The following is a 12,122-nucleotide window of genomic DNA, read 5'->3' on the forward strand; positions in this document are numbered from 1 at the left end:
CTCCGAGGCGTTCGCCGTCTTCGGCCAGCACATCATGTGGTCCGACATGATCGGCAACACCATCGGCCTGGTGGCCCTGGCCCTCGGCTGGCGCCGCTCGATCCTCACCTGGCCCGCCCAGCTCCTCTCCGGCCTGATCCTGGTCGGCGCCTACGCCTCCGCGCACCTCGCCGGCGGCGTCGGCAAGCAGCTCCTCGTCATCGGCGTCGCCGGCTGGGGCTGGTGGCAGTGGAACCGCTGGAAGCGGCAGTCCGTGTTGAGCGGGGACGGCTCCATCGCCGTCCGCTTCGCCACCTGGAAGGAGCGCGGCCTCCTCGCGGGCGGCGCCGTCCTCGGCACCCTCGCGGTCGGCGGCCTCTTCACCCTCTACCCGTCGCTCTCCTGGAGCCCGTGGGCCGACGCGTACATCTTCGTCGGCACCCTCGTCGCGATGGTCGCCCAGGCCCGGGGCCTGGTCGAGTTCTGGTTCGCCTGGCTCCTCGTCGACCTCGTCGGCGTCCCGCTCGCCTTCAGCAGCGGCCTCGCCTTCTCCGGCCTGGTCTACGTCGTCTACTTCGCCCTCGTCCTGTGGGGCATGCGCGACTGGTGGCTCCGGTCCCGCACCCCCGTCCTCGAAGGAGTCCCCGCGTGAACACCGTGCCGTCCGTCTGGGACACCGAGGACCTCGCCCTCGACCCCGTCGAGCAGGCGATCCGCGACATCGCCGCGGGCCGCCCCGTCGTCGTCGTCGACGACGAGGACCGCGAGAACGAGGGCGACCTCGTCATCGCCGCGGAGAAGGCCACCCCCGAGGTCGTCGCCTTCATGATGAGCGAGTGCCGCGGCCTGATCTGCGCCCCCATGGAGCACGACGAGCTGGAACGGCTCGACCTCCCGCAGATGGTCCAGCACAACACCGAGTCGATGCGGACCGCCTTCACCGTCTCCGTCGACGCCGGCCCGGAGCACGGCGTGACCACCGGCATCTCCGCCGCCGACCGCGCCACCACCCTCCGGATGCTGGCGAGCGGGCGCCACGAGCCCTCCGACTTCGTCCGCCCCGGTCACGTCTTCCCGCTGCGGGCCCGCGAGGGCGGCGTCCTGGCCCGCCCCGGCCACACCGAGGCCGCCGTCGACCTCGCCCGCCTCGCGGGCCTGCGCCCGGCCGGCGCGATCGTCGAGATCGCCGGCGAGGACGGCGTGATGCTCCGGCTGCCCGAACTCGTCCCCTTCGCCCGCAAGCACGGCCTGACGATCATCTCCATCGAGGACCTGATCGCCTACCGCCGCTCCGCCGAGCCCACCGTCCGCCGCGAGGCCGAGGTCCACCTCCCGACCGCCCACGGCGACTTCACCGCCTACGGCTACCGCTCCACCGTCGACGGCGTCGAGCACGTCGCCCTCGTCCACGGCGAGATCGGCGACGGCGAGGACGTCCTCGTCCGGGTCCACTCCGAGTGCCTCACCGGCGACATCTTCCACTCGCTGCGCTGCGACTGCGGCCCCCAGCTCCAGGCCTCCATGGAGCGCATCCAGGAGGCGGGCCGCGGCGTCGTCGTCTACCTCCGCGGCCACGAGGGACGCGGCATCGGCCTCCTCTCCAAGCTGCGCGCGTACGAGCTCCAGGAGCGCGGCCGCGACACCCTCGACGCCAACCTGGAACTCGGCCTCCCCGCCGACGCCCGCGACTACGCGGCGGGCGCGCGGATGCTGGCCGACCTCGGGGTCCGCAGCCTCCGGCTGATGACCAACAACCCCGACAAGATCGACGCCCTCACCCGCCACGGCCTCGCCGTCGAGGGCCGCGAGCCGATGCCCGTCACGGCCGGCGAGCACAACCTCCGCTACCTGCGCACCAAGCGGGACCGGATGGGCCACGACCTGCCCTGGCTGGACGGCTCCCCGGCCCCCACCTGCGGCAACCAGTAACCACCCCACGTACGACCGGCAAGGAGAACCATGAGCGGCAAGGGCGCACCCGTCCTCAGCGTGAAGAACTGCGGCGACCTGCGGGTCGCGGTCGTCGCGGCCCAGTGGCACGAGAAGATCATGGACGGCCTGGTGGACGGCGCCCTGCGCGCCCTGTCCGAACTCGGCATCGACGAGCCCACCCTGCTCCGCGTCCCGGGCAGCTTCGAACTGCCCGTCGTGGCCAAGGTGCTCGCGGAGCGCGGCTACGACGCGATCGTCGCCCTCGGCGTGGTCATCCGCGGCGGCACCCCCCACTTCGACTACGTGTGCCAGGGCGTCACCCAGGGCCTGGTGCAGGTGTCGATCGACACCGGAGTGCCCGTCGGCTTCGGCGTGCTGACCTGCGACAACGAGGAGCAGGCGCTGGACCGCGCCGGCCTGGAGGGATCGAACGAGGACAAGGGGCACGAAGCGGTCACCGCGGCCGTCGCCACCGCCACCATCCTCCGGACGGTCAGCGAGCCCTGGCGCACGTCCACGGAGTGAACCCTGGCGACGTGGCCCCCGGGCGAACCCGTACCCTAAGGACATCATGGCGAACGAAACCCGGAAGAGCTTCGAAGAGCTCTTCACCGAGCTCAAGCTGAAGGCCGAGACCGGCGACCCGGCGACCTCCCGCACCGCGGAGCTGGTCGGCAAGGGCGTCCATGCCATCGGCAAGAAGGTCGTCGAGGAAGCCGCCGAGGTCTGGATGGCCGCCGAGTACGAGGGCAAGGAAGCGGCCGCCGAGGAGATCTCGCAGCTGCTCTACCACGTCCAGGTGATGATGGTCGCCCGCGGGATCTCCCTCGACGACGTCTACGCCCACCTCTGAGCACCCACCCCCCGTTTCCCCACCACTCCCAGGCAAAGGAAGCCCACCCCATGCTGCGCATCGCCGTCCCCAACAAGGGTTCCCTCTCCGGACCTGCGTCGGCCATGCTCCATGAGGCCGGGTACCGCCAGCGCAAGGAGTCCAAGGAACTGGTGGTCATCGACCCCGACAACGAGGTCGAGTTCTTCTACCTGCGGCCGAAGGACATCGCGATCTACGTGGCGTCCGGGAAGCTGGACATCGGCATCACCGGCCGTGACCTGCTCCTGGACTCCGGCGCCGGCGCCGAGGAGATCCTGGCGCTGAACTTCGGCCGCTCCACCTTCCGCTACGCCACCCGCCCGGGCACCGCCGCGGGCCCGGAGGACTTCGGCGGCATGACGATCGCCACCTCCTACGAGGGCATCGTCGCCAAGCACCTCGCCGACCAGGGCATCGACGCCTCCGTCGTGCACCTGGACGGCGCCGTCGAGACCGCGATCCAGCTGGGCGTCGCCCAGATCATCGCCGACGTCGTCGAGACCGGCACCAGCCTGCGCAACGCCGGCCTGGAGGTCATCGGCGAGCCGATCCTCAAGTCCGAGGCGATCGTCATCCGCCGCCACGGCGCCGGGGAGGAGAGCCCGCAGGTCCAGCAGTTCCTGCGCCGCCTCCAGGGCGTCCTGGTCGCCCGCAGCTACGTGATGATGGACTACGACTGCCGCGCCGAGCACCTGGAGCAGGCCGTCGCCCTCACCCCGGGCCTGGAGTCGCCGACCGTCTCCCCGCTGCACAACGAGGGCTGGGTCGCCGTCCGCGCCATGGTCCCCGCCAAGGACGCGCAGCGGATCATGGACGACCTGTACGAGCTGGGCGCCCGCGCGATCCTCACCACCGCGATCCACGCCTGCCGCCTCTGACGGCACCCCGGCCCCACGCACCACCCCCAGGCACCGAGGAACCCCGATGTCCGAGCCGCTCACGCCCGCCCTCCCGGTCACCTTCCGGCCGGGCCGCACCCGCGCCGTCCTGCTGACGGTGGGCGTCGCCATGTTCGCGGCGCTCAGCGCCGTGGCCCTGATGCTGGAGCGGCTCGGACCGGGGGAGCGGGTCAGCTTCGTCTTCACCGCCGCCCTCTTCCTCGGCGTCCTCGTCATGCTGAGCCGCCCCAAGGTCGTCGCCGACAGCGAGGGCGTCACGGTCGTCAACATCACCCGCACCCGCCGCCTGGCCTGGGCGGAGATCCTCCGCGTCAACCTGCGTCCCGGCGACCCGTGGGTCTTCCTCGACCTCAGCGACGGCACCAGCCTGCCCGCCCTGGGCATCCAGCCGGGCATCGCCAGGGAGGCCGCGATCCGCGACGCCCGCGCCCTGCGGGCCCTCGCCGACAGCCGCGGCACCGGCGCCGAGACGGCCTGACCCCCGACGCCGGGAGGCCGGGGGCGGCCCCGGGCCGTCCCCCATCCGGGGCGTCCCCCCTGCCGCGCGGGGCGTCCGCGTGACTACTCTGGAGGCGGTGGTGCCGAGCGCACCACCGCCTCGCGTGTGCAGGGCCGCCGCCGGCGGCCGGCGAGGCCACCCTTCGACCCGAGGAGTGACTCCCTCCGGCAATGGACGGATCGTCCGGTAGTACCTGCGCCGCCCCCTCGCCCTCCGAGGCGGCGGCATGATCGTCTCCCTGCTGCTCCTCCTGGCAGCCTTCCTCCTCATCCTCGCCAACGGCTTCTTCGTCGCCGCCGAGTTCGGTCTCGTGACCGTCGAGCGCGCGGAGGCCGAGCGGGCCGCGGCCGCCGGTGACCGGCGCGCCCGTACCGTCGTCTCGGCGCTGCGCGAGCTCTCCTTCCAGCTCTCCGGGACCCAGCTCGGCATCACCCTCACCTCGCTCGTCGTCGGCATGCTCGCCGAGCCCGCGCTCGCCTCGCTGCTGCGCGCCCCGCTGACCGCCACCGGGCTGGCCCCGGGCGCCGTCTCCGCGGTCGCCGTGGTGATCGGCATGCTGCTCGCCTCGGGCCTCCAGATGGTCGTCGGCGAACTGGTCCCCAAGAACTGGGCGGTCTCCCGGCCGCTCCAGGTCGCCCGCTTCGTGGCCGCCCCGCAGCGCCGCTTCTCCGCCGTCTTCCGGCCGGTGATCGCCCTGCTCAACCGGGTGGCGAACGGACTCGTCCGCTCGATGGGCGTCGAGCCCACCGACGAGCTGGACTCGGCCCGCACCCCCGGCGAGCTGGAATCGCTCGCCCGGCACTCGGCCCGCGCCGGCGCCCTCGAACAGGACACCGCCGACCTCTTCGTACGGACCCTGTCCCTCGGCGGTCTCACCGCCGAGCAGGTCATGACCCCGCGCGTGAAGGTCAGCGCCCTCCAGTGGGACGCCACCGCGGCCGACGTCCTCAACCTCACCCGTGCCACCGGCCTCTCGCGCTTCCCCGTCTACCGGGACCGCATCGACGAGGTCGTCGGCATGGTCCACCTCAAGGACGCGCTCGCCGTCGCCCCCGACGCCCGCCCCCGGACCTCCGTCGGGCGGATCGCCCTCCCGCCGCTCCTCGTCCCCGAGACGCTGCCCGTCCGGACCCTGCTGGAGCGGTTGCGCCGCGAACAGCCGATCGCCGTCGTCGTCGACGAGTACGGCGGCACGGCCGGCGTGGTCACCCTGGAGGACATCGTCGAGGAGCTCGTCGGCGAGGTCCGCGACGAGCACGACACCGCCGCCGACGCCCGCCCCGAACTGGCCGCCGCCCCCGCGGAGGACGGCCGCCCCGCCTGGGAGGCCGACGGCTCCTGCCGGGTCCACACCCTGCGCCGGATAGGCCTCGACGTGCCGGACGGCCCCTACGAGACCGTCGCCGGGCTCGTCGCGGACCTCCTCGGCCGGATCCCGGCCCCCGGGGACCGGGCCGAACTCCCCGGCTGGCGGCTCTCGGTGCGCCGGGTCGACCGCTTCCGGGCCGAGCGGGTCCGGATCGTCCGCACCGCCCCGGTGCCGATGGCGGAGGCGGCCCGGTGAGCACCCTGCAACTCCTCCTCGCGCTGTTCCTCGTCCTGGCCAACGGCTTCTTCGTCGGTGCCGAGTTCGCGCTGGTCTCGGTCCGCCGCAGCCAGATCGAGCCGATCGGCGGCGTCCGGGCCGCGCAGGTGCTGTACGGCCTGGAGAACCTGCCCCGGATGATGGCCGCCGCCCAGTTCGGCATCACCGTCTGCTCGCTGACCCTCGGCGCGGTCGCCGAGCCGACCGTCGCCCGCCTCCTCGAACCGGCCTTCCACGCCGTCGGCGTCCCGGCCGGGCTCATCCACCCGCTCGGCTACGTGATCGCCCTCGCGGTGGTCGTCTTCCTCCACCTCGTCATCGGCGAGATGGTCCCGAAGAACCTCGCGATGGCGGCGCCCGAGCGGACCGCGCTCCGGCTCGCCCCCGCGCTGGTCGGCTTCGCCCGGCTCTGCCGGCCCGTGACGACCGCCCTCGGCGCCTGTGCGCGGCTGGTCCTGCGGGCCTTCGGGGTCGAGCCGAAGGACGAGGTCGAGGCCGTCTTCACCAGCGCGCAGCTGGGCCGCCTCGTCGAGGACGCCGGGCAGGCCGGACTGCTCGACCCGGCCGAGCAGGAGCGCCTGGAGGACGCCCTGGAGCTGGGCAGCCGCCCGGTCACCGACGTCCTCATCCCGGCCTCGGCGCTGGTCACCGTCTCCCCGTCGGCCACCCCGGGGGCGATCGAGGAGCTGACCGTGCGGACCGGCTACTCCCGTTTCCCGGTCCGTGCCGAGGGCCCGCAGGCGGTCTTCCTGGGCTTCGTGCACGTGAAGGACGTCCTCGACCTGGAGGAGCGGGAGCGCGCGGTGCCGCGGCAGCTGTGGCGCCCGATGGCGACGCTCCGCGCCGAGCTGCCGCTCGACGACGCCCTCACCCTGATGCGCCGGGCCGCGACCCACCTGGCACAGGTCGCCGACGCCTCCGGCCGGATCCTCGGCCTCGTCGCCCTGGAGGACGTCCTGGAGACGCTGGTGGGCGAGGTCCGCGACCCCGCCCACCGGCTGCGCCCGGCGCCGGCGGCCTAGGCCGTCCTCTTCGGGTCGTGCCGGGCGGCGCGCGTCGTCCGGTGCCGTGCGTCGCAAGGCGGAGGGGCGCCCGTGTGGACGTACCCGGGCGTCCCGACCGCGCGCCGAGGTGCGGTGCCGGGCGGCGCGGGCCGGGCAGGGTCCGGAAGGGACGGCCTGGGAGAGGATCAGAACGGGGGGTCCTGCCGGGGCCCGCGGCCCGCCGGGCCGCGGCCCGACAGGACCTCCCCGTACGCCTGCATGAGGTCCGCGAGCCGCAGCGTGGCCAGGTCCTCGCGGGTGAGGGTGCCCGGATAACCGGAGAGCCGCAGGTCGCGGTAGGCGCAGGACTTCTCGTACAGGGTGCGCAGGAAGCGGCCGTTGCCCAGCTCGTCGATCCAGCCCTGCTCGACCACGTGGGCGCTGATCGAGCGGAGCTCGTCCAGCGCCTCCTCGTCCCAGCCGTCGCCGTTGGCGGCGGCCAGCACCTCGCCGATCGAGGTCAGTTCGAGCGGCCGGTACGAGGGGAAGTCGACCCGCGTGGTGAAGCGGGAGGAGAGGCCGGGATTGGCCGCGAGGAGCCGGTCCATGCCCTCGGGGTAGCCCGCGAGGATGACGACGAGGTGGTCCCGGTTGTCCTCGGCCCGTTTCAGCAGCACCTGGAGCGCCTCGTCGCCGTAGGCGTCGCCCTTGCTGTAGCCGGAGTTGGAGAGCGCGTACGCCTCGTCGACGAAGAGCACGCCGCCGACCGCCGAGTCGATCAGCTCGTTGGCCTTCACCGCCGTCTGGCCGAGGAACTCGCCGACCAGATCGGCCCGCTGGGCCTCGACCAGGTGGTCGCCGCCGAGCAGCCCGAGGGCGTAGAAGACCCGGCCCAGGATGCGGGCCACCGTCGTCTTGCCGGTGCCCGACGGACCGGAGAAGACGAAGTGCCGCTTCGGCGGCTGCACCGGCAGGCCCTGCCCGGCCCGCAGCCGGGCCATCTCCAGCTGCGCCGAGAGCGCCTTGACCTGCCGCTTCACCGGTTCCATGCCGACCATGCCCTCCAGTTCGGCGAGGGCCTCGGCGAGCAGTGCCGGATCGGTCGGCCCGGCCGGGAAGCGCGGCGGCCCCGGCTGCGCGGGCACCGGCGAGCTGTGCCGCACGACCTCCGGGGGCGCGGCCGGCGCGCCGGGCGGCACCGGGTCGGGGGAGCGGCGCAGCCCGTCGCCGCCGAGGGCGCCGGGCTCCGTCTCGGGTCCGGCGGCGGTGTCGGTGCCGTCCTGGCCGGGGCCCGCGACGACCGGTCCCAGGGCGACGGCGGCGAGCCCCGCCTGCTCGTCCATGCCGTCGAGCCCGTCGAAGCCGTCGTACTCGGCGATGGCGGCGAGCCGGGCGGCGGTGTCCATGAAGGCGGGGTCGACGCGGTGCACCGCGCGGTAGAGGGGCAGGGCGGCGGCGCTGCGCCCGGTGCCCTCGTGGGCGCGGGCCAGCCAGTAGCGGAGCTCCTTGCGCTGCGGCTGCTCGCTGCGGCAGCGCATCAGTGCCGCCGAGAGCAGCGGCTCGGCCTGGCCGTACATCTCCAGGCGCACCCGGGCCATGCCGCCGAAGAGCCCTGCCTCGATGCCCAGCAGGGGGTCGTCGACGAGCGGTTCGGTGTGCCGGACCAGCTGCTCCCAGTCCTTGACCAGATAGGCGCGGCAGGCGTGCAGGAACCGGACCTGCGGGTCGGTGTCGACCGGCGGCAGCTCCGCGAGGGCCCGGTCGAGCTCGGGCACGTGCCGCCCGTCGAGCCAGTGGGAGGCGTGCGCGAGCAGCAGGTCGCGGGGGCTCTCCAGGACGGGCTGCACCCACCAGCCGAGCCAGTACCAGGAGTTGAGGGTGCGGCGGTGCCGGGCGCGCTGTTCGCCGAAGCGTTCGCGGTTGCGGTACATGCGCAGCAGCGCGGCGGTCGTGTCCACCCGGAGCGCGTGCAGCCCCAGCCAGGCGTCCGCCATGCCGGGGTCGATCCGGACCGCGGCCCGGAACTCCTCCTCCGCCTGCGGGTAGGCGCCCATGGTGTAGGCGTCCACTCCGCGCAGCCAGGCGAGCTCCGCGGGGGCCTGCGCGCCCTGCGTGCCGATCTCCATCGGGTCCCCCACAACCGTCGGCGTATGGACGGGATTTGACCGCACCTGCGGGCATCGTACCTGCGCAGGGGTGGTGCGCTTAAGGAGAAGCGCAAGATCCGGAATCGGTGACCCTCGGTGATCGCGGAGGGCTGGCCGGGGGCCGGAGGGGGGTGAGGAGGGCAGAACGAAGCCCCCGATCACGGGGGAACAACCGGGGGCTTCGTGTCTGCGGCGGCCGTAGAAAAGCCGCACATTCAGAACGTAAGACCTGTACGCCCCCGGGGTCAAGCGCCGTCGGGGCACTTGCGGAAGCGGAATTCCAGGGCCTCAGTCCGCCGCCATCAGGCCGTCACGATGCGTGATGATCTGGTCCGGGCCGGGTGCCCCAGTGGGCCCGGGAAGCCAGTCGTACCCCTCGATCCGCTCCCGTACCAGGGTGTCGGCGAAGGGCCGCGAGGGATCTTCGGCGAAATGGCGAGTCTCCGCCACCACCCAGCCGTCCCAGAACTCCGCCTGGTCCGGTCCGTCGCGGTGCCGGCCCCGCTCCCAGGACGCCCCGGCCGCCCGCTCCATCCACAGCAGCCACGCGAGGTGCGGGCGCAGCTCCCGTCGCCCGGCCCCCACGCCCTCCACCAGCACCACCGGTGCCGGCGGGAGCTCGCGGGCCGGACCGAAGCGCCGGAGGGTCCAGTCGTACGGCAGGTAGCGCGCGGTCGCGCCGCGCCCCAGCGGCTCCAGGACCTGGGCGCGCATCCGGTCGGTCCAGGCGAAGGGCTCGTCGTGGGTGGCGAGGTCGTCCAGGCGGAGCACGGGCGCGTCGCCGAGCGCGGCCGCGAGCCGGCCGGCGAGCGTGGACTTGCCGGAGCCGGCGTGGCCGTCGACCGCGACCAGGCGCACCGGTCCGAGCGAGGGCGGCAGCCGGCGCAGCGCGCGGGCCGCGCGGTCGAGGTCGTCCATGCGGCCAGCGTAGGTCAGGGGACGCCTTCGCAGGTCAGCGAGGTGCCGCCGTCAGTGGTCTCTACCCATGTCGGTGGCCGCGACGCGGGCCGAAGTGCTGGCGCAGGGCCCCGCCGAGCCGGGATAGTGGGCCCGCGCAGCCCCGCCCGATCGCCGTCTCCGTCCTCGACTGGGGGTCCTCGCCATGCCCGGATCAGCCTCACGCCGCTCCCTCCTCGCCGCCGCACTCGCCGCCGCCGCGGGCACGGCCGCCGCCGGAGCCGCGCCGGCCTCGGCGTCCGTCCCGGGGCCGGGCGCCGCCGCCGGGGAGGCCGCCCGCGCCGCCGCCGGTACGGTCGCCAACCGCTTCTGGTCCACCTACACCGACTGGCGGTCAGGCGCCGCCGAGGGCACCCGGGCCGTCTCCGGGCACCGCCCCGGCCTGGAGCTCGACGCGCCCCTGGGCCGCACCGCCTACGCCGATCCGCACACCGGGCTCACCTCCTCCTGGGAGTACGCCCGCTGGACCTCTCCCGTCCACACCCCGGCGGTGCCCGCCACCGAGGTGATCGCCTCCTGGAACGCCCGGACCCCGGCCGGCACCTGGCTCCAGGTCGAGCTGTCCGGCACGTACACGGACGGGACGGAGACCCCGTGGTTCGTGATGGGCCGGTGGGCCTCGGGCGACTCCGACATCAGGCGGACCTCGGTGGACGACCAGACCGACGGCCGCGGCACGGTCTGGACGGACACCTTCGCGGTGGACGACCCGGCGAGCGGCCTCCGGCTCGCCGCGTACCGGCTGCGGCTGACCCTGTACCGCCGCCCCGGCACGGCGCTCACCCCGCTGGTGTGGCGGATCGGGGCGATGGCCTCGGACGTCCCGGACCGGTTCACCGTCCCGGCCTCCGCGCCGGGACTCGCCCGCGAGCTGACCGTCCCCCGCTACTCGCAGAACACCCACGTCGGCCAGTACCCCGAGTACGACAACGGCGGCGAGGCCTGGTGCAGCCCGACCTCCTCGCAGATGATCGTCGAGTACTGGGGCCGCCGGCCCTCCGCCGCCGAGCTGGCCTGGGTGGACCCCGCCTTCGCCGACCCGCAGGTCTGTCACGCCGCCCGGCACACCTACGACCACCAGTACCGGGGCTGCGGGAACTGGCCCTTCAACGCCGCCTACGCGGCCGCCTACCCCGACCTGAACGCCGTGGTGACCCGGCTCCGCTCCCTCGCCGACCTGGAGACCCTGATCGGGGCGGGCGTCCCGGTCATCACGTCCCAGTCCTTCCGCCAGGAGGAGCTGACCGGCGCCGGCTACGGCACCTCCGGCCACCTCATGACGGTGATCGGCTTCACCGCGGACGGCGACGTGATCGCCAACGACCCGGCCTCCCCGGACAACGAGTCCGTCCGCCGGGTCTACCTCCGCCGCGAGTGGGAGAACATCTGGCTCCGCACCAAGCGGTACAACGCGAGCGGGAAAGTGGCGTCCGGCACAGGAGGGGTCTGCTACCTGTACTTCCCGGACCGGCCGACTCCCGCGCAGCGCAAGGCGCTTCAGGCCGTCGGGGTGCTCTGAGCGGTCCGGGGCGGCGGCGGGGGTGTGAGGGACGTCTCTGGTCCGGGGCCGCCGCCGTGCCCCATGGTGGTGGCCATGAGCGCCACCACCACCCTCACCGGCCGTCTCTTCGCCCGCACGCGCACGCGCACCGGCGGTCCCGGGGAAGACCGGGGCCCCGAGATCCTGGAGCACGTCCTCGGCTGGACCCTCGTCGTCCTCCTCGCCGTCCTCGTCACCCGCGCGGGCCTCATGTGACCGGGCGGGCGGTCAGCGCGATGCGCCGGGGGACACCAGGACCCCGCTGACCCGGACGGTCCGGCCGGCCCAGACGGGTCCCGCGGCGAGCCGCGTCCACTCGGCGTCCCGGCGGCCGGGCAGGGTGCGCCCCTGACTGGCCCAGAGCGCGTACAGGGCCTGGTAGATCGGCGGGTCCGGGTGGACCTGCACGGGCACCGGAGGCGGCACGGGCACCGGAACCGGCACGGCCGCCGGAGCGGGGGCGGGTACGGCCACGGCCGCCGCCGCGGGGAGGGGCGCCGGAGCGGGTGCGGGCAGGGGGGCCGCCGCGGGGAGGGGCGCCGGAGCCGGTGCGGGCGCGGGGAGCGTCGCGGGCACCGGGACGACGGCCGTGGGCGTGGGCGGGGCGACGGGCGCGGGCAGGGACGCGGCGGCCGGGCGCGGTGCGGGCGCGGGGGTCCCCCGCGGAGCCGGGGACCGCGCGGGGACCGGTGCCGGCGCGGCGCCGCCGAGGGCGGGGCCGGCTGGG

13 protein-coding genes are annotated in these 12,122 nt (G+C 74.4%); 10 read left to right on the forward strand and 3 right to left on the reverse strand.

Features of this window, described 5'->3' with window-relative positions:
- The first annotated feature begins 34 nt into the window (after positions 1-34).
- From IE287_RS31795 to IE287_RS31830, 8 genes are all read left to right on the forward strand, one after another.
- Positions 35-631 carry a nicotinamide mononucleotide transporter family protein gene (locus IE287_RS31795; protein WP_189852762.1) on the forward strand — a complete coding sequence of 199 codons (597 nt, stop codon included), beginning with the start codon at positions 35-37 and terminating at the stop codon, positions 629-631.
- Positions 628-1,908, forward strand: coding sequence for a bifunctional 3,4-dihydroxy-2-butanone-4-phosphate synthase/GTP cyclohydrolase II (locus tag IE287_RS31800; protein ID WP_189852706.1), 1,281 nt, complete (start codon positions 628-630; stop codon positions 1,906-1,908). Before IE287_RS31795 ends, IE287_RS31800 begins: the two co-directional genes overlap by 4 nt.
- A 30-nt stretch (positions 1,909-1,938) precedes the next feature.
- Positions 1,939-2,436 (forward strand): 6,7-dimethyl-8-ribityllumazine synthase, encoded by a 498-nt coding sequence (gene ribH, locus IE287_RS31805; protein WP_189852707.1) that lies wholly within the window; start codon positions 1,939-1,941, stop codon positions 2,434-2,436.
- Positions 2,437-2,482: 46 nt separating this feature from the next.
- Positions 2,483-2,764, forward strand: coding sequence for a phosphoribosyl-ATP diphosphatase (locus IE287_RS31810; protein WP_189852708.1), 282 nt, complete (start codon positions 2,483-2,485; stop codon positions 2,762-2,764).
- Between the two features lie 50 nt (positions 2,765-2,814).
- The gene (gene hisG, locus IE287_RS31815) at positions 2,815-3,663 is read left to right on the forward strand and encodes an ATP phosphoribosyltransferase (protein WP_189852709.1); all 849 of its coding nucleotides are present in this window, start codon (positions 2,815-2,817) and stop codon (positions 3,661-3,663) included.
- Positions 3,664-3,709: 46 nt separating this feature from the next.
- Entirely contained in the window at positions 3,710-4,162 is a 453-nt protein-coding gene (locus IE287_RS31820) for a PH domain-containing protein (protein ID WP_189852710.1), read from the forward strand.
- 247 nt (positions 4,163-4,409) lie between these two features.
- Positions 4,410-5,747 carry a hemolysin family protein gene (locus tag IE287_RS31825; protein ID WP_189852711.1) on the forward strand — a complete coding sequence of 446 codons (1,338 nt, stop codon included), beginning with the start codon at positions 4,410-4,412 and terminating at the stop codon, positions 5,745-5,747.
- Positions 5,744-6,790 carry a hemolysin family protein gene (locus IE287_RS31830; protein WP_189852712.1) on the forward strand — a complete coding sequence of 349 codons (1,047 nt, stop codon included), beginning with the start codon at positions 5,744-5,746 and terminating at the stop codon, positions 6,788-6,790. Before IE287_RS31825 ends, IE287_RS31830 begins: the two co-directional genes overlap by 4 nt.
- 167 nt (positions 6,791-6,957) lie before the next feature.
- Here IE287_RS31830 and IE287_RS31835 read toward each other — a convergent pair whose 3' ends face one another.
- Together IE287_RS31835 and IE287_RS31840 are read right to left on the reverse strand one after the other, a co-directional pair.
- Positions 6,958-8,877 (reverse strand): AAA family ATPase, encoded by a 1,920-nt coding sequence (locus IE287_RS31835; protein ID WP_189852713.1) that lies wholly within the window; start codon positions 8,875-8,877, stop codon positions 6,958-6,960.
- A 309-nt stretch (positions 8,878-9,186) separates the two neighbouring features.
- Complete coding sequence (locus IE287_RS31840) at positions 9,187-9,816, reverse strand: uridine kinase family protein (protein WP_189852714.1); 630 nt, start codon at positions 9,814-9,816, stop codon at positions 9,187-9,189.
- Between the two features lie 184 nt (positions 9,817-10,000).
- Here IE287_RS31840 and IE287_RS31845 point away from each other — a divergent pair, with 184 nt between their 5' ends.
- Together IE287_RS31845 and IE287_RS31850 are read left to right on the forward strand one after the other, a co-directional pair.
- Positions 10,001-11,374: a C39 family peptidase gene (locus tag IE287_RS31845; RefSeq protein ID WP_189852715.1), complete on the forward strand. Its 1,374-nt coding sequence runs from the start codon at positions 10,001-10,003 to the stop codon at positions 11,372-11,374.
- Between the two features lie 75 nt (positions 11,375-11,449).
- Positions 11,450-11,611 carry an SCO1431 family membrane protein gene (locus IE287_RS31850; protein WP_189852716.1) on the forward strand — a complete coding sequence of 54 codons (162 nt, stop codon included), beginning with the start codon at positions 11,450-11,452 and terminating at the stop codon, positions 11,609-11,611.
- Between the two features lie 12 nt (positions 11,612-11,623).
- On the opposite strand, the gene IE287_RS31855 is transcribed toward IE287_RS31850, so the two are convergent.
- Positions 11,624-11,869 (reverse strand): hypothetical protein, encoded by a 246-nt coding sequence (locus tag IE287_RS31855; protein ID WP_189852717.1) that lies wholly within the window; start codon positions 11,867-11,869, stop codon positions 11,624-11,626.
- Positions 11,870-12,122 lie beyond the last annotated feature (253 nt).

It is taken from the genome of Streptomyces omiyaensis (assembly GCF_014650895.1).
Lineage (GTDB): Bacteria > Actinomycetota > Actinomycetes > Streptomycetales > Streptomycetaceae > Streptomyces > Streptomyces omiyaensis.